This window comes from Ideonella lacteola (assembly GCF_038066555.1).
Lineage (GTDB): Bacteria > Pseudomonadota > Gammaproteobacteria > Burkholderiales > Burkholderiaceae_C > Ideonella > Ideonella lacteola.
In genome coordinates, this window is the sequence record NZ_JBBUTG010000003.1 from 384,899 (window position 1) to 408,162 (window position 23,264).

17 protein-coding genes are annotated in these 23,264 nt (G+C 66.7%); 14 read left to right on the forward strand and 3 right to left on the reverse strand.

The features are described from left to right. The first annotated feature begins 180 nt into the window (after window positions 1–180). The 3 genes from AACH06_RS07490 to AACH06_RS07500 all read left to right on the forward strand — a co-directional run bounded on the left by AACH06_RS07490 (window position 181) and on the right by AACH06_RS07500 (window position 5,604). Window positions 181–2,082, forward strand: coding sequence for a hypothetical protein (locus AACH06_RS07490; protein ID WP_341425027.1), 1,902 nt, complete (start codon window positions 181–183; stop codon window positions 2,080–2,082). Window positions 2,083–2,389: 307 nt separating this feature from the next. Then, window positions 2,390–4,237, forward strand: a complete 1,848-nt coding sequence (locus tag AACH06_RS07495) for a hypothetical protein (RefSeq protein ID WP_341425028.1) — start codon at window positions 2,390–2,392, stop codon at window positions 4,235–4,237. Between the two features lie 104 nt (window positions 4,238–4,341). After that, the gene (locus tag AACH06_RS07500) at window positions 4,342–5,604 is read left to right on the forward strand and encodes a glycosyltransferase family 4 protein (RefSeq protein WP_341425029.1); all 1,263 of its coding nucleotides are present in this window, start codon (window positions 4,342–4,344) and stop codon (window positions 5,602–5,604) included. A 36-nt stretch (window positions 5,605–5,640) separates the two neighbouring features. Here AACH06_RS07500 and AACH06_RS07505 read toward each other — a convergent pair whose 3' ends face one another. Together AACH06_RS07505 and AACH06_RS07510 are read right to left on the reverse strand one after the other, a co-directional pair. After that, window positions 5,641–6,588, reverse strand: coding sequence for a glycosyltransferase family 2 protein (locus AACH06_RS07505; protein ID WP_341425030.1), 948 nt, complete (start codon window positions 6,586–6,588; stop codon window positions 5,641–5,643). A 7-nt stretch (window positions 6,589–6,595) separates the two neighbouring features. Then, a complete protein-coding gene (locus AACH06_RS07510) occupies window positions 6,596–7,960 on the reverse strand; it encodes an oligosaccharide flippase family protein (RefSeq protein WP_341425031.1) in 1,365 nt (454 codons plus the stop codon). A 252-nt stretch (window positions 7,961–8,212) separates the two neighbouring features. Between AACH06_RS07510 and AACH06_RS07515 the strand changes: the two genes are divergently transcribed. From AACH06_RS07515 to rfbA, 7 genes are all read left to right on the forward strand, one after another. Further along, the gene (locus AACH06_RS07515) at window positions 8,213–9,745 is read left to right on the forward strand and encodes an O-antigen ligase family protein (RefSeq protein WP_341425032.1); all 1,533 of its coding nucleotides are present in this window, start codon (window positions 8,213–8,215) and stop codon (window positions 9,743–9,745) included. A 118-nt stretch (window positions 9,746–9,863) separates the two neighbouring features. Further along, window positions 9,864–10,874 carry a glycosyltransferase family 2 protein gene (locus AACH06_RS07520; RefSeq protein ID WP_341425033.1) on the forward strand — a complete coding sequence of 337 codons (1,011 nt, stop codon included), beginning with the start codon at window positions 9,864–9,866 and terminating at the stop codon, window positions 10,872–10,874. A 21-nt stretch (window positions 10,875–10,895) separates the two neighbouring features. Next, entirely contained in the window at window positions 10,896–13,019 is a 2,124-nt protein-coding gene (locus AACH06_RS07525; protein WP_341425034.1) for an NAD-dependent epimerase/dehydratase family protein, read from the forward strand. Window positions 13,020–13,033: 14 nt separating this feature from the next. Further along, the gene (locus AACH06_RS07530; protein ID WP_341425035.1) at window positions 13,034–14,251 is read left to right on the forward strand and encodes a glycosyltransferase family 4 protein; all 1,218 of its coding nucleotides are present in this window, start codon (window positions 13,034–13,036) and stop codon (window positions 14,249–14,251) included. Then, the gene (locus AACH06_RS07535) at window positions 14,248–15,432 is read left to right on the forward strand and encodes a glycosyltransferase family 2 protein (protein WP_341425036.1); all 1,185 of its coding nucleotides are present in this window, start codon (window positions 14,248–14,250) and stop codon (window positions 15,430–15,432) included. Before AACH06_RS07530 ends, AACH06_RS07535 begins: the two co-directional genes overlap by 4 nt. Window positions 15,433–15,485: 53 nt before the next feature. Beyond that, window positions 15,486–16,382, forward strand: coding sequence for a WecB/TagA/CpsF family glycosyltransferase (locus AACH06_RS07540; RefSeq protein WP_341425037.1), 897 nt, complete (start codon window positions 15,486–15,488; stop codon window positions 16,380–16,382). Further along, complete coding sequence (gene rfbA / locus AACH06_RS07545; protein WP_341425038.1) at window positions 16,379–17,272, forward strand: glucose-1-phosphate thymidylyltransferase RfbA; 894 nt, start codon at window positions 16,379–16,381, stop codon at window positions 17,270–17,272. Before AACH06_RS07540 ends, rfbA begins: the two co-directional genes overlap by 4 nt. A gap of 43 nt (window positions 17,273–17,315) precedes the next feature. On the opposite strand, the gene AACH06_RS07550 is transcribed toward rfbA, so the two are convergent. After that, window positions 17,316–18,023, reverse strand: coding sequence for a helix-turn-helix transcriptional regulator (locus AACH06_RS07550; RefSeq protein WP_341425039.1), 708 nt, complete (start codon window positions 18,021–18,023; stop codon window positions 17,316–17,318). 124 nt (window positions 18,024–18,147) lie between these two features. Between AACH06_RS07550 and rfbC the strand changes: the two genes are divergently transcribed. The 4 genes from rfbC to AACH06_RS07570 all read left to right on the forward strand — a co-directional run bounded on the left by rfbC (window position 18,148) and on the right by AACH06_RS07570 (window position 23,208). Continuing rightward, a complete protein-coding gene (gene rfbC, locus AACH06_RS07555; RefSeq protein ID WP_341425040.1) occupies window positions 18,148–18,693 on the forward strand; it encodes a dTDP-4-dehydrorhamnose 3,5-epimerase in 546 nt (181 codons plus the stop codon). Window positions 18,694–18,719: 26 nt separating this feature from the next. Then, entirely contained in the window at window positions 18,720–20,069 is a 1,350-nt protein-coding gene (locus AACH06_RS07560; RefSeq protein WP_341425041.1) for a UDP-glucose dehydrogenase family protein, read from the forward strand. 168 nt (window positions 20,070–20,237) lie between these two features. After that, complete coding sequence (locus AACH06_RS07565; protein WP_341425042.1) at window positions 20,238–21,692, forward strand: mannose-1-phosphate guanylyltransferase/mannose-6-phosphate isomerase; 1,455 nt, start codon at window positions 20,238–20,240, stop codon at window positions 21,690–21,692. A 121-nt stretch (window positions 21,693–21,813) separates the two neighbouring features. Further along, window positions 21,814–23,208 (forward strand): undecaprenyl-phosphate glucose phosphotransferase, encoded by a 1,395-nt coding sequence (locus AACH06_RS07570; RefSeq protein WP_341425043.1) that lies wholly within the window; start codon window positions 21,814–21,816, stop codon window positions 23,206–23,208. The last annotated feature ends 56 nt before the right edge of the window (window positions 23,209–23,264 follow it).

Here is a 23,264-nt window from a genome sequence, read left to right on the forward strand (position 1 = left end):
AGGTCGGGGGACGCGACTGCGGGCCGGGTTGGTGACCTTCTGTTCGGGCTAACCCTGAGCCTTGCAGCATTCTCTTACCAATTGGAAGGTCCCTGTCACGCCTAACGGCCGGCCTCCCATGCATCATCCGTCGCTCGACGACGCCCCCCAATTCACGGGAGGCGGTCACTGAATAACCAAATGGATCACGGGGTAGGCGACTTGTTGGAGGGCATGGTGGAGGGCAAACGCTGGCAGCGGCCGAATGGTGCGCGGCGTCTTGGCGCCCGCCGTCGCTCGTCCGTCGCCGGCCTCCTGTGCCTTGGCGCTGCTGGCGCCGTCGTGGCCGCCGAAGCCGGCGGCCCCGCTCGTCCCTTTCGTTCTGGCGTCGGCCTGAATCTCAGCGCCTGGGACTACTTCAGCACCGACTTCCCGTTGGTGAACCAGTTCAAGCGCAGTTCGGGTTGGCTGACGCAGTGCGAGCCTTCTACCGACAAGCGCTGCACCGGGATGCCGGAGGGTGCGAGCCCGTGGGACACGCTTGAAGAGTCCAAGCTGGAGCTCGACGCCCAGGGTTGGCCGCGACGCCTGCCCGCGGCCGACGATGCGCAGACGCACTATCGCTCGGTGGCCGTTCTGCTGTTCAACGACAACGGTCACAGCCACCCTGCCGGCAAGTATGTAGTTACTTACGAAGGCCGGGGTGTATTGGCGCACGACCTGCTCGGGCGGAAGCTCGAGCGCGAGTCTCGCCCGGGCCGGGACGTGGTCGAGGTCGACAATCGGGCCGACGGGGGCTGGCGCATCTCCATCAAGGCGACGGATCCGAAAGACCCGCTGCGCAACATCCGAGTGCTCCCTCCCGGAGGCGCCTGCGAGCGAGATGGCGGCCACTATGCCATGTCGGCCGCTGATTGCGATCGCCCGTCCCAAGGTGCGTTTGTGCCCTTTGAGCAGTTGCCGGCCGATCATTGGTGGCATCCGAGGTTCATCCAGGACGTGCGCGGCTTCAGGGTCCTGCGCTTCATGGATTGGGGCAAGACCAACAGCTCGACGCTGGTGCGTTGGTCGGATCGCCCCAAGCTGGACGACGCCACGTGGGCCTCAGCCAGCGGCGTGCCGGTCGAGGCCATGCTCGATGTGGCCCGGGTCACCGGTGCCGACCCGTGGCTGAACTTGCCCATGCAAGCCGACGACGACTACGTTCGCCAGTTCGCGCAGTTGCTCAAGGCGAAGCTGCCGGCCGGACGGACGGCGATCGTGGAATACGCCAACGAGCCGTGGAACCAGGCTTTTCCGGTCAGTGCCTGGATGACGCGAAAGGCGCGCGCCGAATGGCCGGCAGCCAAGGCGTCGGACGCGGCCCTGGCGGTGAACTGGCATGCTTGGCGGTCCGCCCGGATTTGCCAGACGATCAAGGCTGAATGGGGCACGCAACTTGCGCCGGTGCGCTGCGTGCTCAACGTCCAGGCCGCCAACCCAGACCTCATCCGACAGTCGCTGGCGTGTCCACTGGCCTCTGCGTCGTTGGGCGTGCCGTGCGCCAAGCGCGTGGATGCCGTGGCCGTCGCGCCGTATTTCGGCGGTTACCTCGGCGAAGCAGCGGTCCAGCCCCAGGTTGCCGGGTGGACCCGGGCTGCCGACGGTTTGGACCAGCTATTTCAGGAATTGCTCGGCGAAGATCGGCGCGGCATGCCGGCCAAGGCACCGTTGCCGGCGACGGCCGGTGGCGCGTTGATGCAGTCGCGTGGCTGGATGGCCGCCGACAAGAAGCTGGCCGACGAGTTCGGTCTGCCGTTGTGGGCCTATGAAGGCGGACAGCACCTGACGCTGCCGCCGGGCAGCTCGGATGCGGCCTGGCTCGGGCTGATCACCGCAGCCAACCGCGATGCGCGCATGAGCCGGGCTTATCAACGCCATCTGGCCGACTGGCAGGCCGCGGGTGGGCAGGTGTTCGTGTGGTTCAACCACGCGGGCCGCCCGTCCAAGTTCGGTGCCTGGGGGCTGAAAGAAACCCAGTTCTCGGATGCTTTCCCGAAATGGCAAGCCGTCCGGGCGGCTCGCGACGACCAGCCGTGCTGGTGGAAAGGGTGCCTGCAATGAAGGCGTTCTTCTCGCCGGTGCCTTTCCAACGACGGGTGTCGTTGCCCTGTATTCAAGTGTTTCTGGGCTGCAGTTCGAGCCCTTGCGGGGCGTCTTTATCGGCGTCTACGCCCCTTTGATCTGCGGAGAAAAGCATGAAAAACCCAGCAGTTAACTTTCGTTTCAGAACCGCAGATTTTCTTGCGGTTGGCGGCTTAGAGCAGCCCCTGCGCGGACGAATCACCTCGCGTCGCTCATGCAGAAGTTTGGTGTAGCGGCACAAGTGAAGACATCCGACTGCATGGCTAACGCACAAAAGGTTTCCTACATGAAATTCAACCAGCTCTCCCGCCCCGCCTCGTTGGCCGCTGCCGCGGTCGTGGCCCTGACCACCTCCCTGGCTGTTCACGCCGCCGGCACGCCGTCGAACCACGGCGTTGGCGTCAACGTGAACAGTTTCGATTACTGGTCGCCGGACGTGGCGACGATCGACCAGTTCAAGCGGGCGGGCGGTTGGTACACCCAGTGCACCTACCCGCGCGATTCGGGCTGCAAGAACTTCTCGCAAGGCCAAAGCGGCTGGGATACGCTGGAGCAGTCCAAGCTGGACCTCGACGAGTCGGGCTGGCCCAAGAGCCTGCCGGCCGCCAACGACGCCAACGTCAAGTACCGCGTGGTGTCGGCCCTGATGTTCCAGGACGACGCCCGCGTTCACGCCGCCGGCAAGTACACGGTGCTGTACGACGGTGAAGGCACGATCGAATACGGTCTCGCCGGCACCAAGGTGGCCGCCGAGTCGAAGCCCAACCGCGACATCGTGCAGGTCACGAACAGCGACAGCGCCGGTCTGCTGGTGACGATCAAGGCCACGAACCCCAGCAACTACATCCGCAACATCCGCGTGCTGCCCCCGGGTGGCGTGTGCTCGGGCGACAAGAGCGTGTTTGCGCTGACCTCCGCCGAGTGCACCAACAAGAATCTCGGCACGCTGATCGCTTTCGAGAACCTGGATGGCCGCACCTGGCATCCCAACTATGTCAACGACCTGAAGGGCTTCCGCACCCTGCGCTTCCTCGACTGGAACCGCACCAACACCTCGATGTTGGCCAACTGGGAAGACCGTCCGCGTTGGAATGACGCGATGTGGACCGGCCCGGCAGGTGTGCCCGTCAATGCGATGGTCTCTCTGGCCAACGAAGTGGGTGCCGATCCCTGGATCAACCTCCCGACGCGCGTCACCGACGACTACGCGATGCGCTTTGCTCGCCAGCTCAAGCAGATGCTGGCCCCGAAGCTCAACCTGATCGTCGAGTACAGCAACGAGCCCTGGAACTATGCGTTCAGCCAAGCCGGCTGGATGCGCGACCAGGCCGCCGCGACCTGGCCCGACCAAGTCAAGAAGGGGGTCAGCGTCTACGACCTGCAGCCCAGCTGGTATGGCATGCGCTCGGCGCAGCTGTGCAAGGTCATCAAGGCTGAATTCGGCGCCGACGCCAACCGCGTGAAGTGCGTGTTCAACGGCCAGGCGTCGAACTCGTGGGTCAGCAAGATGCAGATGGACTGCCCGTACGCGTTGGCGCAAGTCGGCCAGGCTTGCTACAAGGGCATGGACGGCATGTCGATCGCCCCGTACTTCGGTGGCTACATCGGCGACATGTCCGTTCGCAGCACCGTCAAGACCTGGTACACCGAGCCGGACGGTGGCCTGAACAAGCTGTTCCAGGAAATCCTGGGCCAGGACGCGAACGGCAACAAGGTCACGCCGCCGCTGTACGGCAAGACGAAGGAGTCCTACATCGACGGCGCCGTCGCACAGGTGAAGACCTGGATGTCGGCGAACAAGAAAGAAGCTGACGCCCGTGGCATGCCCCTGATGACCTACGAAGGCGGCCAGCACTTGGTGATGGCCCCTGGCGACTCTGACCAAAAGTGGCTGGACCTGATGACCGCCGCCAACCGCGATCCGCGCATGGGCACCGCCTACTCGCGCACCCTGACGGACTGGCAAGCTGTCGGTGGCCAGGTCTACACGATGTACAACCATGTGTACAAGCCCAGCAAGTACGGCGTCTGGGGCCTGAAGGAAACCCAGCTGCAGTCGAGCAACTACAAGTGGCAAGCCGTTCTGCCGTACCGCGACACCAAGCAGTGCTGGTGGGCAGGCTGCACCCGCTGAGCTGATTTCAGTCTCATCCCAACAAGCCGCCGGGCATCACCCGGCGGCTTTTTTCTTGCATAGGTGTCGTGACAGAGGCCTTATCCTTGGCCCCGCTTGCACCCATGACGACGACCGACGACGCACGACCCGCGATGACCCGTTCCACCACGCCGGAGCTTCCGCCGTTGGTCATCCTGATCGCGCCGAATGTTTCCGAGCAGATGGGTGGCGAGGCCATGAAGGCGCTGCAGATCCTGCGGGAGCTGAGGCGTGCGCTGCCCGAGACCCTCCAGATCACGCATGCGCGCAACCGCGCTGAAGTCTCCGGTCGCCTCGGGTTGCCGAGCGTTTCCTATGTGGAGGACAGCTGGGTGTCGCGCACCTTGTGGCGCTCGGTGGTGCTGCGGGCGTTGCTGGACCCTTGGTTCTGCTGGAAAGCCGTCCGACTGGCGGAGCGCCTGGCCGCCGACCCGGCGCGAGCGGGCCGGAAGGTGGTCATTCACCAGGTCGAGCCGAACTCGCCGGTGATGCCTCGGTGGCTGTCGCGGCGGTATCCCAATGCCCTCGGGCCGATCAACGGCAACATCTACTACCCCGCGCTTTTTCGCGACAGGGAGAGCACCAGCGCGTCGCTGCGCCGGCGGTGGCACATGCCGCTGCAGTGGCTGCGGCGGATTCAACCGCTGTACCGCCGCCGAGCCGGATTGATCCTCGTCGCAGGGGGTGAGCGCACCCGCGTGTCGCTGCTGACAGCGGGGACGGACCCCGTCACGATGGTGGACACGGTCGACTGCGGTGTGCCGGCCACCTTGCTCGATCGTCCCCGACTGTCCCATCAGGGGGTGAACCTTCGCTTCGTCCACTTCGGGCGCCTCGTCTTCCACAAGGGCACACAGCTGGCACTGCGTGCGCTGGCGCGCACCCGCTTGCCGATCGAGCTCGACATTGTGGGCCGCGGCCCCGAACTCTCCACATGCCGTGAGTTGGTCGAGTCACTGGGGCTGCAGGGCCGGGTCCGGTTTCTTGATTGGTACGAGCGGCACGAAGACCTGGTGGCCAGCTTCGGCGCCTACCGGGGCATGGTGCTGCCCAGCCTCGAAGACGCGAACGGCATCGTCGTCCAAGAGGCCATGGCGCTGGGTTTGCCGCCCATCTGCCTGGACTGGGGCGGGCCGGCCCTGCTGGTGCGCGACGGCATCTCGGGCCTTCTGGTGGCACCCGACAGCATGGACGGCATCACACGCGGTTTGGCCGCCGGCATGGACCGGCTCGCCGAAGACCCTCAATTGGCCGAGCAGATGTCGATCGCCGGTCGCCAGCAGGCGCAGGAATGGCGCTGGCCCGTGGTCATCTCGCAGTGGCTGGAGCTCTACCGCCGCTTGTGACGCGCCGCGATCCTCGCGCGGCGACGTCGTCCGGTTTCACCGCGTGGGCGTCGTCCCGAAACGGGTCTGGCGCAGCAGCGTCAGCGCGACCCGCCACCGCTGCAGCCCGGTGCTCAATCGTGCGCTGCCCCGGCGCCGCGCCCAGTCTCGCAGGCCCACCAGCAGCGCCGCCAAGCCTTCGAACAACACGTGCGCGGCCAGCCCGGCGCGGCCGTGGTGCTTGCGGAAGTAGAGCAGGTTGCTCTCGATCGACAGGGCGTCGATCTGGCGGCTGGCGGTGACCTCGCCGTCCGACTTGGCACTCTCGCCGCCCAGGTGAACCACGTGGGCATCGGGGAAGTAATGGACCTGCCAACCCGCGTTCTTCACCCGGCGGCACAGATCGACCTCTTCGGCGTACAGGAAGAAGAGCGGATCGAAGAGCCCGATTTGGTCGATCACTGTCTTGCGGATCAGGAAATAGCAGCCCGGCACCCAATCGCATTCCTGCGCCTGGTCGGCGTCGAAATCAGAGGGGTCGATGCGGGGCGTGCCCGAGAACCAGCGTTCAAGGCCGGCTTGAAGAAGAAAGACGTTCCACGGCGTCGGAAAACGGCGTGCACTGGGCTGCGGGGTTCCGTCTCGATTCAACAGCCGGGCGCCCAGCACACCACAACGTGGGTGTGCTTCCATGTAGTCGATCGACCGCTTGATCGAATCCGGCGTCATGAAGGCGTCGGTGTTCAGCAGCAGCACGTAGGGGGTGTGCACGTGCGGCAGCGCGGCATTGTTCGCCCGCCCAAAACCGACGTTTCGCTCCAGCCTGATCAGCCGAACGTCGGGATGCTGCGAGGCGAGATGCTCCGCCGAACCGTCGCGGGATGCGTTGTCCACGACCACACAGGCGCCGCCGCCGACGGGGGCCTCCGCCTTGTGCAGATCGGCCAGGCATTCGTCCAGCAGATGCCTGGTGTTGTAGCTGACGATGATGGTGGTCAGATGCATCGGAAACTCAACTCACGAGCCAGCCGGCACCCCAGCCGACCGGAAAGATGGCCAGGATGCCCAGCTCGAATCGCCAGTCGAGCAACCCCCGATCGTGCTGGATCTTGAACATCAGCGGAACCACCGCCGCCTGTGCCAGCAAGATCCCCGCCAGTGCGCCCGTCATGCCCCACTGCCAAAAGCCCAGCGGCACGGCGGTGTACATCGTGATGTTCTGCAGGATCCCACGCTTGAACAGCTGATTGGTTTCGCCGGTCGCGATCAGGTACTGATCCATCACCGTGTAGCGGAACGCAATCAGCCCGAGCGACAGGACGGCCAGCGCGTGGCCTGCCGCCTCATAGCGGCCGTCATAGATCAAGCCGATGATCCGGTCGGAGGCTGCGAAGAGAAAGCCGGCACCGAACAGGCACACCGCGTCGATGGGGAGCCGGCACTGCTTGTAGACCTTCTGCAGGCGGTGGGGCTGCTCACGGGCCACTTCCGCCAGCGCGGGCATGCCCACAAAGGCAGCCAGCCGGTAGATGACCTCCCGGGTGGCGTTGACCAGCAGGGCGCCGATCGAATAGATGCCCAGGTCTTTCGCCGTCAGCAGGCCGCCGAGCAGAATGCGGTCACCCTCGCGGAACAGGTACGTCAGCAGCGACGAGAGCAGGATCCATTTGGAGAAATGCCATGCGGCGCTGGCGGCCGCCCGATCCCAACCCAAGCGGTTGGGCGGCCCCGGCAGCGTCAGGTGGCTGAGCAGGGTCACGCCGGCCGAAAAGGCCACCCAGCCCAGCGGCAGCACCCAATACTCTTGCCAGTGCAGCGACAGCGCGATCATCAGCGTCGTCACGCCCAACTGGACGACGACTTCATTGCGCACCACCCGGCCCATGGCCAGGGCCCGCTGGGCACGCGCCAGGTTCGTGGACTCCAGCCCCATCGCGATGGGCACCAGCGACAGGATGGCCACCACGCCGGGCAGATGCGGATCGGCGTAGCTGCCTTGAAGCAGCCCCGGCCACCAGTTGTGCGAGGTGTACATCGCCAGCGCGGCGAGGTTCATCAACAGGCACAGAGCCACGCCGCGGCCGATCTGCAACGACCAGATGGTGTTGAGGAAATCGGGGTCATCGCCGCGTGGGTTGTGGATCACGCTTTGCGAGAAGCCGAAATCCGACATCATCACGACCGCCGAAATGACGACGGTGCCCATCGTCATCAGTCCGTACATCTCCGGCGCCAGCAAGCGCGTCAGAATGATGCTGCTGCCCAGCCGCACCGCTTGCGTGAATGCGAAGCCGAGGCCGATCCACAAAGCCGCCGAACCGGCCCGCTGGCGAAGGCTGCTGGGTGCCGCGGCGTTCGCGGGAGTGGCGTCGGTCATCGAAGGAGGTGGGGGCGGGGCAAAGCGGCCTATTGTCGCCAAGAACCACCGTGGTAACTGGTGCATTTGCCGCTTTAGGGGGACTTGCTGTTGGCCTGCTAACGCCCCCCTCTCACAGAGACTGGACAAAACGTTCAGGTCGCCGGTGCTCGAGCGAGAAGCCTTCCTCGGACGGTGGCGATTCGTCGTTCAGGCCGACAAAAGCCATGAGGTACGCTTGCGCCGCCGCACGATGCGGCATCTCCCCTGCCCATGCTTTCTCAAATCAAGGCGCTGGTCGTCATCCTGGCCGTTGCGCTGCCCGTGTTCTGGATGGCGGCTGTGGCGTGGCCCGAATCGGCGCGCCCAGACATCCGACGTTGGCGCTGGGCGTTCGTGCTGGTCACCGTCCTGTCGTTCGTCACGCCCAGCATCTGGATCTATGTGCTCGCGATGCCCCTGGTGGTGGCCGCGTTTCTGGCGCCTGAAGGTGAGCGTGCCCAGCGTGCGGCCGTGCTGTGGGCGCTGCTGATGCTGGCCGTGCCCAACGCGGGCGCCTACATCGCGGGCATTGGTGGCATCAGCAACTTCTTCGAGATGACGCACACCCGGGCACTGAGCTTTGCGCTGTTGGTGCCGGCCATCGTCATGATGCCCAAGAAGAGTGCCCAGCGCCCCGGCCTGCTCGGGATCGTGACGGACTGGTTCGTGCTCGCGTACTTTCTGGTTCAGCTCGCGGTGCTGGTTCCGTACGCCTCGACCACCGACCTGATCCGCCAGGCCTTTGTCTTGTGTGTCGACACCTTGCTGCCCTACTGGGTGTTCAGTCGCGCCTTTGTCGACGTCGAGGGCATCCGAAGTGCCCTGAGGGCGTTCGTGCTGGTGGCGCTCGCCTTGTCGGTGCTGGCGATGTTCGAGTCGGTGCGGCGCTGGCCGCTCTATGACGCCGTCTCGGTGCATTGGGGCATCGACTGGGACATGATCGTCTTCCTCGAGCGCGCGGGCCTGCTGAGAGCCAAAGCCTCGGCCGGGCATTCGCTGATGCTGGGTTGCGTTCTGCTGGTCGCGTGGGGATGGTGGTGGATCGTTCAGACCGAGCTCAAGCAACGGATCTGGGTCACGCTCGGCACCCTCGGGCTGCTGGCCGGGCTGGCCGCATCACTGGCGCGTGGCTCATGGCTGGGTGCGGGCGTTCTGACCGTGCTGATGGTCGCGATGGGCCGCGCGCCCGTGCGCAACCTGTTGTTGATTGGCGGTGGCGGCGTGGCCTTCCTTGGCATCGCGGCCGCCGTGCCCGCCCTCAGCTTCGTGATCGACATGCTGCCCTTCGTGGGCAATGTCGACAGCGAAAACGTCGAGTACCGCCAACGTCTGCTGGAGATTTCGCTGGGCCTCATCGCTCAGAGCCCGTGGCTCGGGGTGCCTGGCTACTTGAACTACATGGAGGAACTGCGCCAGGGCCAGGGGATCATCGACATCGTCAATTCCTATCTGGCCGTCGCCCTCACCACCGGTGTGGTCGGCGTGTTCTGCTTCGTCGGGATGCTGGTGTCGATGATGTGGGGCCTGTGGCGAGTGCGGCAGAGTCGTGAGGTGCCGCCGGATGGGCGCCACATGGCGTCGTGCCTGCTGGCCACGACGCTGGCGCTGATGTTCACCCTCGTGACGACTAGCAGCATCGTCGTGGTGCTTCAACTGACCTACATGTTGGTGGGCATTGGCGTTTCTTGCGCCCGTTTGTACCGACCCCCCAAGAAATCGCTGCAGCTCACCGAGGGTCTGGTGGCCCTGCGTCAGCAACAATAGAGGGTTCGCCCTGAGACCGCCCCGGAGTCGCGCCCAACCCGCCGGCCGCCTGGGCCCCCATTTCGGATCGCCCACGTGATGCTCCTGCTTCTGCCGCCCGCTTGGGCCGCCCCGTGCCATGCCGCTGCCTGATGCCACCTCGACCTCCGCCGGGGTGGTGGTCATTGGCCGCAATGAAGGCGAGCGCCTGCTGGCTTGCCTGCAGGCGCTGCGTGCGCAGCCCCGCCCGGTCATCTATGTCGACTCGGGTTCGTCTGACGGCAGCGTAGAGCGAGCTCGGCCGCTGTGTGATGCGGTGCTGCCGCTGGACCCGGCCAAGCCCTTCTCGGCGGCCAGGGCACGCAACGAAGGGGCGGCGCTGCTGCGACAGCGGCATCCGCGCTTGCGGCACGTGCAGTTCATCGATGGCGATTGCTTGATGCAGCCAGACTGGCTGAACGCCGCCGAAGCGGCCCTGGATGCCGACCCGAAACTGGCTGTCGTGATCGGGCACCTGCAGGAGATGAATCCCCAGGCGTCGGTCTACAACCGGCTGTGCGCCCTGGAGTGGCAATCGCCCGCCGGCCTGATTGAGAACTACGGCGCGCTGGGCGGCATCATGATGGTGAAGCTGGCGGTGTTCGAGTCGCTCGGTGGGTTCCGGGCCGAGGTGATTGCAGGCGAAGATTCGGAATTCGGTGTGCGCGTGGGCGAGTCCGGCCTGCAGGTCCGCAAGCTGGACGTGGCGATGGCCCGTCACGACGCCGACATGCACCGTTTCTCACAATGGTGGACGCGTTCGGTGCGTGCCGGGCACGCCATCGGGCAGCGCGCCTTTCTTCACGGCGACGGCCCATTGCGCGATTGCGCGCGCGAGCGCCGCAGCACGTGGGTCTGGGGTGTGGCGTTGCCGCTGCTGGTGGCGGGGCTGGCGTGGCCGACACGGGGCCTCAGCCTGCTGCTGCTGGGCGGTTACGCCTTGCTCGGTTGGCGCATCTTTCGCTACCGGCGCGGGCGCGGCGACACCGTGGCGGATGCCTGGCTCTACACCCGTTTCAACCTGCTGGCCAAGTTGGCCAATGGACGCGGCTTGCTGCGCTTCCAATGGAACCGCCTGAGGGGGCGCTTCCGCATCATCGAATACAAGTAAACCGCGAGAAGAACAACTGTCATGACCACCCAGCGTATGCGCGTCGGCCTGCTTGGCGCCGGCTACATCCTGCAGGCTCACGCCAAGGCGCTTCAGGCGCTGCCGAATGTCGACATCACCGCGGTTTGCGATGTCTCGCGCGGACGCGCCGAGGCCGCCGCTGCCAGCTTCGGCATCCAGGGCGTCTTCACGTCGCTGGCGGAGATGCTGAAGTCCGGCATCGACGCGGTGCATGTGCTGGTGCCGCCGCAGCTGCACATCGACGTGACGCGCCAAATCCTGGAAGCCGGCGTGCACGCTTTTGTCGAAAAGCCGATGGGGCTGGATTCACAGGCTTGTGCGGCGCTTGCCGATCTGGCGGCCGCCAAGGGCGTCAAGCTGGGGGTCAACCACAACTTTCTGTTCCTTCCCTCCTACGAACGGCTGCGCCAGCAAGTCAAGCAAGGCGTGATCGGCCGGCTGGACCATGTCTCGCTGCGTTGGCTCTACCCCTTGGGATTGATCCAGTTTGGCCCGTACAACAACTGGATGTTGCGGGCCGAGGCGAACCTGTTCTACGAACTGGGCCCGCACTTGGTGGCGTTCATGACGGACCTGGTGGGGCCGCTCGATGAGCTGAAGGCCCAGGCCTCGCTGCCCATCGACCTGCCCGGGGGGCAGCGAGTCTTTCGCCATTGGAGCCTGATCGGCCGGCAGGGGACCACGGGCGTCAGCCTGGAACTCTCGGTGCAACCGGGCCAAGCCGACCGCAGCGTTCGTGTGCGAGGCTACGCCGCGAGTGCCGAGCTCGATTTCGATCGGGACCTGCTGCACTTCTTCGAGGCGCGCACCAACAGCGCGCTGTTCGATGGGCTGGGCCAGGGCCGCCGCGGCAGCGCAGCCTGGCGGGCCCAAGCGTGGGGCAACTTCCAGAGGCAGTTCCTGTCCACGCTGAAGAAGGGGCCGCACGCCAACGTCTTCCTCGACAGCATCGCGCGCAGCGTCGCGGCCTTCTACGCCGGCGTTCAATCGGGCCAGCTGGACGAGCGCCTGGACGGCCGCTTCGGGGCCACCGTCATCCGCACGTGTGAGCAGGTGGCGGACAGTGCTGGCGTGTCGCTCACGCCGCGTTCGCAGCCGGCGGCTCCGGCCGCGCCCAGCAGGCCGTCGAATGTGCTCGTCATCGGGGGTACCGGCTTCATCGGCAAGCGGCTGGTGCGCGCGCTGCTCGCCCAGGGCCATGGCGTGCGGGTGCTGTCGCGCAGCAAGGCCACGGCCCTGTACGAGCTCGAAGGCTTGCCCGTCGAGGTGGCGGAAGGCGCACTGGACGACGCCGCGGCCGTGGGCCGGGCCTTGCAGGGCATCGAGGTGGTCTATGACCTGGCCAAGGCGGTGGGGCAACGCTGGCAGGACTACGTCGACAATGACGTGAAGCCCACCCGTGTGCTGGCCGAGGCGGCATTGGCCGCCGGGGTGAAGCGTTTCATCTACACCGGCACCATCGACTCCTACGACGCGGCCGACCCTTCCAAGGTGATCGATGGCAGCACGCCGCTCGATCCGGCGATCGAGACACGCAACCTCTACGCGCGCTCCAAGGCGGCCTGCGAAGCCTTGCTGCTCGAGATGCACCGCGACAAGGGCTTGCCATTGGTGATCTTCCGCCCCGCGGTGGTCATCGGGGAGGGCTGTCCGCCGGCCCATTGGGGCGTGGGCATGTTCCACAGCGACACCCGTGTCCAGTACTGGGGCGACGGCGAGAACAAGCTGCCGTTGGTCTTGGTCGATGACGTCGCCGATGCGCTGGTGCTCGGGCTGGACAAGCCCGGCATTGAGGGGCAGTCGTTCCTTCTCACCGATGGCCCGCTGCTGAGCGCGCGCGAGTATGTGGCCGAGGTGTCCCGACTCACGCAGACGCAACTGCGCGCCACGCCGACGCCCATTTGGAAGTTCTTCGCGTTGGATGTGGCCAAGGAACTGGTCAAGAACGCGATCCGCCACCCCAACCGCAAGGTGCCCAGCTACCACGACTGGGCGTGTCGTCAGCTGACCTCGCGCTTCGACAACAGCCGCAGCCGCCAGGTGCTGGGCTGGCAGCCCGCCGGCACCCGCGAAGGCCTCATCGAGCGCGGCATCGCCGCATCGGTGCGCCACTACCTGCGCTGATCGAGGGCGCCGGCATGCGTGTGGCCTATCTGGTCAACCAGTACCCGAAGGTGAGCCACACCTTCATCCGGCGTGAAATCGCCGCGCTGGAACGTCTGGGCGCCCAGGTGCTGCGCTTTGCGGTGCGCGGCTGGGATGCCGAAGTCGTCGACCCGGACGACCAGGCCGAGCGGGGCCGCACCCACTACCTGCTGCAAGGCGGGCTGGGGCATCTGCTGCGGGCCACCGTGGCCCAGGCGGTGGCGACGCCGTCGAGGTTTCTGGCGGCACTGGCGCTGGCGTTGCGCATGTCGCGCCGCGCTGATCGGCCATGGCCTTTCCACCTCATCTATCTGGCCGAGGCCTGTGCGCTCGTCCGAGCCTTGGCGGCGCAGGGCGGCGCTGAACAGCTGCATGCGCACTTCGGAACCAACGCCGCCGAAGTGGCCATGCTGGCGCATGCGCTGGGTGGCCCGCCCTTCAGTTTCACCGTGCATGGCCCGGAAGAGTTCGACAAGCCGCAGTTTCTAGGCTTGGCTGAAAAGATCCACCGCGCGAATGCGGTGGTGGCGATCAGCGCCTACGGTCGCAGCCAGCTGTGGCGCTGGGCGGCGCTGTCGGATTGGGCCAAGGTGCACATCGTCCATTGCGGGCTGGAGCCGCAGTTTTTCGGCGATGCGGTGGTGCCCCCGTCCAGCGCCCCGCGGCTGGTCTGCGTGGGCCGGCTGTGCGAGCAGAAGGGCCAGTTGCTGCTGGTTGACGCCGCGGCCCAGTTGGCCGCGGAGGGCCTGCCGTTCGAGCTGGTGCTGGCAGGTGACGGCGAGATGCGGCCAGACGTCGAGGCGGCGATCCGCCGCCACCACCTCGCAGATCGCGTTCGCATCACCGGGTGGATCTCCAGTGCGCAGGTGCGCGACGAGTTGGCGGCCGCTCGGGCGATGGTGCTGCCCAGCTTTGCCGAGGGGTTGCCGGTGGTCATCATGGAGGCGATGGCCGTGGGCCGGCCGGTGCTGACCACCTATGTCGCCGGCATTCCCGAGCTGGTTCGTGATGGCGTGGACGGATGGTTGTTCGAGGCCGGTTCGCCCGAGGCCGCGGCACGCGCGATGCGGGCCTGCCTGGCCGCGACGCCCGAGGTGTTGGACGCGATGGGCCGTGCGGGGCGCGAGCGGGTGTTGGCTCGCCACCATGTCGACACCGAGGCGGCGCGCTTGCTCGCGGTGTGGCGTTCGGCGGCGGGGGCTGCACGATGAGCTGGTTGGGCCTCGTGTCATGGCTGCTCGGGCTGCTGGCGTTGGTCCTGGCGGTGCCGGTGTGCGTGTTCGCCCTCGAAATTGCCGCTGCGTGCTTGCCTCGGCGGCGCAGCGCCGGGGCATCGATGCGCCCGCCGGTGGCGTTGCTGGTGCCCGCCCACAACGAGGCCCTGGGGATCGCCGCGACCTTGCGCAATCTGCGCAGCCAGATGCGACCCGGAGATCGCCTGCTGGTGGTGGCCGACAATTGCAGCGACGACACGGCCGATCGGGCGCGCGCCGAAGGTGCCGAGGTGGTCGAGCGGCAGCACGCCACGGAGCGGGGCAAGGGATTTGCACTGGCCTTCGGCATCGAGACGCTGCGTCGATCGCCCCCGCCGGTGGTGGTGATCGTCGACGCCGACTGTGAACTCGAGGCGGGCGCACTCGACGCGCTGGCCGCAGCGTGCGACCGCACCGGCGCGCCGATCCAGGCCAAGTACCTGATGACGCACGAAGGCGACGTGGGGCTCAATGGCCGCGTGGCCGAATTCGCCTGGCGCGTGAAGAACTGGGTGCGCCCGCGCGGCGCCGGTCGCTTGGGTTGGCCCTGCCAATTGACCGGCAGCGGCATGGCGTTTCCTTGGGCGCTGATCGAGTCGGCGCCGCTGGCCAATGGCAGCATCGTCGAAGACATGCAACTGGGCTTGGTGCTGGCGCGCAGCGGACACGCGCCGCGCTTCTGTGAGGCCGCCACTGTCTCCAGCCATTTCCCCACCAGTGCGACCGCCATCGCGACCCAGCGAACGCGCTGGGAACATGGCCACCTGGGCATGCTGACGGAGCACGCCTGGCCGATGATGCGGCAGGCGTTGCGCCGCGCCGATTGGCGGCTGCTGGGGCTGGCGCTGGATCTCGCCGTGCCGCCCCTGGCCCTGTTGGTGATGCTGGTGGGGGCGCTCGGTGGCGTCGCGCTGCTGTGCGGCTGGATCGGCGCCGGTGCGGTGGCGGTGTGGGGCGCGGGGGCGCTCCTGGGCGTGGTGGCCGCGGCCGTGCTGGTGGCGTGGGCGCTGTGGGGCCGAGCGGTTCTGAGCCCCTGGGACCTCTTGCGAGCGCCCTGGTACGCCCTGTCCAAGCTGGCGATCTACTTGCGGTTCTGGTCGCGGCGCCAGAAAGACTGGGTCCGAACGGACCGCCAGTAGCCGCCACGAACGCCCGCCGCCGCCCGTAGCATCCAGACAGGAACTCGTTGCCGATGAGCCGCCCGCCGCCTCCTTCTGCCGCACCCGCCGCTTCCGTGAACGAGCGGTCGTCTGTCGTGACCGCCGCTGGCGCCCCAGGCTTCCAGATATCGGCCCGCCCCTGGCCGCGCGTGCCCTTGCTCAACGTCTGGGCCGACGACCTCACCCAGGCGCAGTTGCTCGACCGGCTGGACGCCGAAGGGGGGCTGGTCTTCACGATCAACCCGGATCACCTCTACCACCTGCAGAACCATGCCGCCTTCACTGCGGCCTACCGTCAAGCGGACTTCATCACCGTCGACAGCCACTACGTCTTCAGTGCCCTGCGTTGGCAGGGCCATGGGGTGCAGGAAAAGATCACCGGCTCTGATCTGGTGCCCGCGTACTGCCGCCGTCATGCGTCCAACCCGAACGTCCGCATCTTCTTGCTAGGCGCGATGCCCGGGGTGGCCGAGCGCGCGCGGCAGCGCCTGAATGCCACGGCTGGCCGCGAGCTCGTGGTCGGGGCGCACGGACCGTCGATGCGCTTTGTTGACGACGACGCGGAGATCGCCAGCGTGCTGGCGATGATCCGCGACTGCGGTGCCACGACCCTCATGGTGGGGTTGGGCGCGCCGAAGCAGGAGATCTGGCTGGCGCGGTATCGCCATCAGATGCCTGGCGTGAAAGTATTGATGGGCGTGGGCGCGACGATCGATTACGAGGCCGGCGAGGTCAAGCGTGCGCCCGTCTGGATGCGCCGCCTGGGCCTCGAGTGGGCCTACCGCGTGATCAGCGAACCCCGCCGCTACGGCATGCGGTACCTGCGCAATGCCCGCTTCCTCTGGTGGATGGCGCAGGCGCGCGCCGGCCAGTACCAAGACCCCTTCCCGCAGGCGGCCCCCGCGCCGCGACCCGGAGACCCTCGATGACACACTCGCCCGCCCGCAAGGGCATCATCCTGGCCGGTGGTTCCGGCACGCGCCTGCACCCGGCCACGCTGGCGATCAGCAAGCAGTTGATCCCGGTCTACGACAAGCCGATGGTGTATTACCCGTTGTCGGCGCTGTTGCTGGCGGGCATCCGCGACATCCTCGTGATCAGCACCCCGCAAGACACGCCGCGTTTCGAGCAATTGCTGGGTGATGGCCGGCGCTGGGGCATCTCGCTGCAGTACGCCGTCCAGCCGAGCCCGGATGGGCTGGCGCAGGCGTTCCTGATCGGCGAGCAGTTTCTCGCCGGCGCGCCCAGCGCCCTCGTGTTGGGCGACAACATCTTCTACGGTCACGATCTGGGCCGCCGGCTCCAGGCAGCGGCGCTGCGGCCGGATGGCGCCACCGTGTTCGCCTACCCGGTGACCGACCCCGAGCGCTATGGCGTGGTCGAATTCGATCAGGCGGGTCGGGCCGTGAGCCTGGAAGAAAAGCCCGCCCAGCCGAAGAGCCGCTATGCGGTGACCGGGCTGTATTTCTATGACGACCGTGTCGTCGAGCACGCCAAGGCGTTGAAGCCCAGTGCGCGCGGCGAGTTGGAAATCACCGACTTGAACCGCCGCTATCTCGAGGCCGGCCAGCTCGACGTCCAGATCTTCGGCCGGGGAGATGCCTGGCTCGACACCGGCACACACGACAGCCTGCTGGAAGCCGGGGCCTTCGTCCAGACGCTGGAAAAGCGCCAGGGCCTCAAGGCCTGCTGCCCCGAGGAGATCTGCTGGCGCCAAGGCTGGATCAGCGACGAGCAACTGGCGACCCTGGCCGCGCCGCTGGCCAAGAGCGGTTACGGCCAGTACCTGCAGCAGGTGCTGCGCGACCGCGTGTTCTGAAGGCGCTCGGTGGCCGAACCCGGCCACCCGGCTCGCCAGAGCCTCAGTTCGAGACGGAGCTGGTCTTCAGGGCCGTGACCAGCGGCGGCAGCAGGGCGACCTGTTTGACGAGTTCGACCATGCTGTTGCAGTGGGTCTTCTCTTTCAGGTTGTGCACGTGACTGCGCACCGTGGCCACCGCCACGCCCATGCGCTCGGCTATCTGCGTGGGCCGCAGGCCCTCGCACAGGGCCGTCAGCACTTCTTCTTCCCGCTGGGACAGCCCACGGGCGCGGGCGAAGGCCCCCACCGAGAGCTTCTCGACCAATTGCGCCCGTTGCAGGGTCAGCAGCACCGCATGGCCCGACGAATGGTTGGACAAGGGCAGCGGCAACGGCACGATGGACAGGCCAATCCGCGCGGGCACGGTACCCAGGTTCAGCAGGCAGCGCGTGCCACGGTGCCGCGCCGCGTCCAGCGCATCGGACAGTGACTGCTGCTCCTGCGTGTCGCGGGCCCGCAGGCGGCGGCTGCGCAGTTCCAGCGGGTGGGTGGAATTCAGTTCGCGCAGGGCCGCATGGTTGGCATGCACCACCAGCGCATTGGCCGACAGCAGCATCAGGCCGTAGTCGACCTCGTCGAGGATGCAGGCCATCAGCCGGACCAGCCCGGCGTTCTCGCCGCCGCGGCGCTCCGGGCCACGGTAAGCGAGTTCGTTTTCAAGTGCGGCCAACTCGTAGTTCATGGGGGCGTTCTTGCGATGGGCTGACATGCGGATTCCTGGCCACCTGATCTTCGGCCAGCCGCCCAGAAGCTGGAGGGGAGGGTGCCGCGCAAAGCGTGAACAAGTGGTGGCCGCCCCGGCCGACGTGGTGTGCGTGGGAGAATCCCGCCACATGAAGATCGAGAAAACCGCCATCGACGGCGTGCTGGTGTTCGAGCCCAAACAGTTCGGCGACGAACGGGGCTTTTTCATGGAAAGTTTCAACCAGCGCCTGTTCGATGATGCGGTGGGCGCGCCGGCCACGTTCGTGCAAGACAACCATTCGCGCTCGGCGCGGGGCGTTCTGCGCGGGCTGCATTTCCAGCGGGCGCCGCACGCCCAGGGCAAGCTGGTGCGCGTGGCCGCCGGCTGTGTCTTCGACGTGGCGGTCGACATCCGGCCCGGCAGTGCCACGTTTGGGCGCTGGGTGGGCGTCGAGCTCAGTGCCGAGAATCATCGCCAGCTGTGGATCCCACCGGGCTTGGCGCATGGATTCCTGGTGCTGAGCGATTCCGCCGATTTCCTTTACAAGACCACCGACTACTACGCTCCGCAGGCCGAGGGCTCGTTGCGTTGGGACGATCCCGATATCGCCATCCGCTGGCCCGATGCCGGCGTGGCACCGGTGCTGTCATCCAAGGATGCGGCGGCGCCCAGCCTGCGCGAATTCACGGCCTGAAGCCGGCCGGTCCGACTCTTCCCACCATGAAAATCACTGTCATCGGCACCGGCTACGTCGGCCTGGTCACGGGCGCCTGTCTCTCCGAGATGGGCAACCACGTGGTCTGCCTGGACGTCGACGCCCGCAAGATCGAGATCCTCAACGCCGGCGGCATCCCCATCCACGAACCGGGGCTGCAGGAGCTGGTGCGGCGCAACGCCGCCGCGGGCCGGCTGGAGTTCACGACCGACATCCCGCGCGCCGTCGCGCACGGCACGCTGCAGTTCATCGCCGTCGGCACGCCGCCCGATGAAGATGGCTCGGCGGATCTGCAGTACGTCACCGCCGCAGCGCGCAACATCGGCCGCTTGATGACCGACCACAAGGTCATCGTCGACAAGAGCACGGTGCCTGTCGGCACGGCCGACAAGGTGCGCGCCGCCGTGGCGGACGAACTGGCCCGGCGTGGTGTCGACCTGGCGTTCTCCGTGGCCTCGAACCCTGAGTTCCTCAAGGAAGGTGCCGCCGTCGAAGACTTCATGCGGCCGGACCGCATCATCATCGGTACCGACGACGAGCGCGCGACCCTGCTGCTGCGGGCCCTGTATGCGCCGTTCGTCCGCAACCACGACCGGTTGCTGGTCATGGATGTGAAGAGCGCCGAGTTTTCCAAGTACGCCGCCAACGCCATGCTCGCCACCCGCATCAGCTTCATGAACGAGCTGTCGCGGCTGGCTGAAGCGCTGGGGGCGGACATCGAACAAGTCCGCGTGGGCATCGGCTCCGACCCGCGAATCGGCACCCACTTCCTCTATGCGGGGGCCGGATACGGCGGCAGCTGTTTCCCGAAAGACGTCAAGGCGCTGGCGCGCACGGCGGCCGAGGCCGGCCTTCCCAGCAAGATGATGGCCGCGGTGGAGGCGGTGAACGAAGAGCAGAAGCTGGTTCTGGTCCGCAAGATCGTCGCCCAGTACGGCGAAGATCTGAGCGGCAAGACCTTTGCTCTGTGGGGGCTGGCTTTCAAGCCCAACACCGACGACATGCGCGAGGCGCCCAGCCGCGTGATCGTGGCCGAGTTGCTGCGCCGGGGGGCCACCCTGCAGGCCTACGACCCGGTGGCGGCCGATGAGGCGAGAAGGGTCATTGCGTTGGATCTGGGCGACGAAAAGCCGGAAACGCGGGACCGGTTGCGCTTTGTTTCGTCTGCGACGGCGGCGCTCGCCCAAGCCGATGCCCTGGTCATCGTCACCGAGTGGAAAGAATTCCGCACGCCCGATTTTGAAGCGCTGGCGCAAGCCCTGGCCGATCGCCGCATCTTCGACGGGCGCAACCTCTACAACCCGGCGCTGGTGCGCGGTTTCGGGTTGGATTACCGCTCGATCGGCCGGAGCTGACCGCCCGTCACGCCAGTCATCAGGCCGTGACGTAATACCCATATAACACGGCCCGATCCTTGCCTACTAGGGGGCCGGGCGGTGAGGGGTTCTTTGCCACAATAGCCCGCACTTGCGCCGCGGCGGCTGACGCCCCGGTGCTGATTCTGATTTTCTAATGAGGTTGTCATGTCCCGATCCATTTCCGTGTTGCCGGTGATCATGGCCGGCGGCAGCGGCACCCGGCTCTGGCCGCTGTCGCGCGCGGGCTATCCCAAGCAATTCCTGGTGCTGACCGGGGAGACCAGCCTGTTCCAGCAGGCCGCCGAGCGTGTGGCCCAGTTGGCCGGCGACGACATCGCCGTCGAGCCGCCCGTCGTGGTCGGCAACGCCGAACACCGTTTCATGGTGCTCGAGCAGCTTCGCGAGCTGGGCATGGACAGCACCGCCGTGGTGCTGGAGCCCTCTGGCCGCAACACCGCGCCCGCGCTGACGCTGGCCGCCCTGCAGGCCCGTGAGGGCGGTGCCGATCCGGTGCTGGTCGTCACCCCCGCTGACCAGACCGTGGCCGATTCGGCCGCCTTCCGCCACGCCCTGCAGAACGCCGTTCGCGGCGCTGCCGACGGCTCGATCGTGATCCTCGGCATCACGCCGGATCGCCCGGAAACCGGCTACGGCTACATCCGTGTCTCACCGGGCGCGAAGGGCAGCGAGCTTGCCACCGTGGCCCAGTTCGTCGAGAAGCCGAATCTGCCCACCGCCGAGCGCTACCTCAGCGAAGGCGGCTACTACTGGAACAGCGGCATGTTCGTGCTGAAGGCCTCGGTCTGGCTGAAGGCACTGCAATCGTTCCGCCCCGACATCCTCGAAGCCACCCAGGCCTCCTGGGACGCCAAGCGTGCGGACGCCAAGTTCGTCCGCCCGGGCAAGAAGGAATTCGAGCAGGTGCCGGCCGAGTCGGTCGACTATGCCGTGATGGAGCGTTGCCCCGGCAGCGACTTCGACATCCGCATGGTGCCGCTGGCTGCCGGCTGGAACGACTTGGGCGCCTGGGACGCCGTGCTGCAGGTGTCCAAGAAGGATGCCGCCGGCAACGCCACGGTGGGTGACGTGATGCTGGAAGACACCCGCAACACGCTGGTGCATGCTTCCGGGCGTCTGGTCAGCACCGTCGGCGTCGACAACCTCGTTGTCGTCGAGACGGCCGATGCGGTGCTGGTGGCCGATGCGAGCCGCAGCCAGGACGTCAAGAAGATCGTCAACAAGCTGTCGGCCCATGGCCGCGGCGAGGGCCTGCTGCACCGCAAGGTGCACCGCCCCTGGGGCTGGTACGACTCGATCGATGCCGGCCCGCGCTTCCAGGTCAAGCGCATCATGGTGCGTCCGGGTGCATCGCTCAGCCTGCAGATGCACCACCACCGCGCGGAACACTGGATCGTGGTGACCGGCACCGCCGAAGTCACCTGCGGCGAGCGCAAGATCCTGCTGTCGGAAAACCAGAGCACCTACATCCCCTTGGGTGAGGTGCACCGTCTGGCGAACCCCGGCAAGGTCGACCTCGAAATCATCGAGGTTCAGTCGGGCAGTTACCTGGGTGAAGACGACATCGTTCGCTACGAGGACACGTACGGCCGCACGGCCTGACGACAGAGCCCCCTAGCGCCACCGGCCACGCCGCCTTGCGCACAGGCGCAGGCGAGCAGCCGGCCGGTGGCGGCCCGGCGGCGACCGAAGTGCCCCGCACGGAAACCGCTGCGCCTGACCGATGTTTGAAGAAAGAACCGTCCGAAAACAGTTCCTGAGCGCGCCGCCGAGCGTGCCGTCGGCCATTGCCGCGGTGCTCGAGCCGGTGCTCGCCGCGGTGAGCCTGGCGGTTTTCCACGGCATCTTCGGCGAACCTTTCGGCGGTCCGGCGATGGCCTTGGCCATTCTGCTGCTGGTGTTGATGTTCCCGGGGCTCAACCGCTTCGGCAAGACGGGCCTCGGCGTCGGCATCGACATCATCCTGTCGTGGATCGGCGTGCTGGTCGTGCTGCTGATGGTGGGCTACGCAACCGGCGGCCTGGGCGCGTTCGAGCCGAGGCTGCTGATGGGCTGGGCCATCGCCACCCCGCTGGTGCATTGGCTTTGCGTGGTCTTGGGCACCGCCTACATGCGCCATCGTGCGGCACTGCCGGAGTTCCGCCGCCCGGCGGTCATCGTCGGCGCGCACCGGATGGGCCAGCGTGTGGCCGAGATGCTGCAGGCCCGCAAGGGGTATGGGCACGACCTGCTGGGATTCTTTGACGATCGCTCTGCCGAACGGCTGGAGCTGCCCGGCGCCGACCCCCTGCTGGGTGGCCTGAACGAGCTGCCCGAATTCATCGAGCAGCACGGTGTGAAGGACGTCTTCATCACGCTGCCATTGACCTCGCAGCCCCGCATCCTGCAGCTGATGGAAACACTGCAGAACTCGACAGCCTCGGTGCACTTCGTGCCCGATGTGTTCGGTGTCAGCATCATCCAGGGCCGGCTCGAGGACATGGGGGGCGTGCCTGTCGTGGGCCTGCACGTGACGCCGTTCACCGGCATCAACGGCCTGCTCAAGCGCGCCAGCGACATCGTGCTGGCGGTGCTGATCCTGATCCTGATTTCGCCGGTGCTCGCGGCGGTGGCGATCGGCGTCAAGCTGAGCTCGCCGGGCCCGATCATCTTTCGCCAGCGCCGCACTGGCCTCGACGGCGAAATCATCGAAGTCTTCAAGTTCCGCTCGATGGTCACGCAGGACAACGGCCCGGTCGTGCAGCAGGCCACCCGCAACGACCCGCGCATCACCAAATTCGGTGCGTTCATCCGCAAGACCTCGCTCGATGAGCTGCCGCAGTTCGTCAACGTGCTGCGGGGCGAGATGAGCATCGTGGGCCCAAGGCCGCATGCAGTGGCCCACAACGAGCAGTACCGCAAGATCGTCAAAGCCTACATGGCACGCCACAAGGTCAAGCCCGGCATCACCGGCTGGGCCCAGGTCAATGGCTTGCGCGGCGAGACCGATACAGTGGACAAGATGGCGAGGCGCGTCGAGTACGATCTGGAGTACCTGCGCAATTGGTCGCTCGGGCTGGATCTGTTGATCATCGCCCGGACCGCCAAGCTGATGTTCTTCGACCGCAAGGCGTACTGATCCGCCCTGCCGGCACCGCCGCCCGGCCAGGGCGGCCACGACAACGACACGAGGGC

Coding starts and splice junctions, on each gene's coding strand:
- rfbC (WP_341425040.1), top strand. CDS start 18,148: ATGAAGATCGAGAAAACCGCCATCGACGGCGTGCTGGTGTTCGAGCCC.
- AACH06_RS07490 (WP_341425027.1), top strand. CDS start 181: ATGGATCACGGGGTAGGCGACTTGTTGGAGGGCATGGTGGAGGGCAAA.
- AACH06_RS07500 (WP_341425029.1), top strand. CDS start 4,342: ATGACGACGACCGACGACGCACGACCCGCGATGACCCGTTCCACCACG.
- AACH06_RS07570 (WP_341425043.1), top strand. CDS start 21,814: ATGTTTGAAGAAAGAACCGTCCGAAAACAGTTCCTGAGCGCGCCGCCG.
- AACH06_RS07550 (WP_341425039.1), bottom strand. CDS start 18,023: ATGTCAGCCCATCGCAAGAACGCCCCCATGAACTACGAGTTGGCCGCA.
- AACH06_RS07505 (WP_341425030.1), bottom strand. CDS start 6,588: ATGCATCTGACCACCATCATCGTCAGCTACAACACCAGGCATCTGCTG.
- AACH06_RS07510 (WP_341425031.1), bottom strand. CDS start 7,960: ATGACCGACGCCACTCCCGCGAACGCCGCGGCACCCAGCAGCCTTCGC.
- AACH06_RS07560 (WP_341425041.1), top strand. CDS start 18,720: ATGAAAATCACTGTCATCGGCACCGGCTACGTCGGCCTGGTCACGGGC.
- AACH06_RS07515 (WP_341425032.1), top strand. CDS start 8,213: ATGCTTTCTCAAATCAAGGCGCTGGTCGTCATCCTGGCCGTTGCGCTG.
- AACH06_RS07565 (WP_341425042.1), top strand. CDS start 20,238: ATGTCCCGATCCATTTCCGTGTTGCCGGTGATCATGGCCGGCGGCAGC.
- AACH06_RS07535 (WP_341425036.1), top strand. CDS start 14,248: ATGAGCTGGTTGGGCCTCGTGTCATGGCTGCTCGGGCTGCTGGCGTTG.
- AACH06_RS07540 (WP_341425037.1), top strand. CDS start 15,486: ATGAGCCGCCCGCCGCCTCCTTCTGCCGCACCCGCCGCTTCCGTGAAC.
- AACH06_RS07520 (WP_341425033.1), top strand. CDS start 9,864: ATGCCGCTGCCTGATGCCACCTCGACCTCCGCCGGGGTGGTGGTCATT.
- AACH06_RS07495 (WP_341425028.1), top strand. CDS start 2,390: ATGAAATTCAACCAGCTCTCCCGCCCCGCCTCGTTGGCCGCTGCCGCG.
- AACH06_RS07525 (WP_341425034.1), top strand. CDS start 10,896: ATGACCACCCAGCGTATGCGCGTCGGCCTGCTTGGCGCCGGCTACATC.
- rfbA (WP_341425038.1), top strand. CDS start 16,379: ATGACACACTCGCCCGCCCGCAAGGGCATCATCCTGGCCGGTGGTTCC.
- AACH06_RS07530 (WP_341425035.1), top strand. CDS start 13,034: ATGCGTGTGGCCTATCTGGTCAACCAGTACCCGAAGGTGAGCCACACC.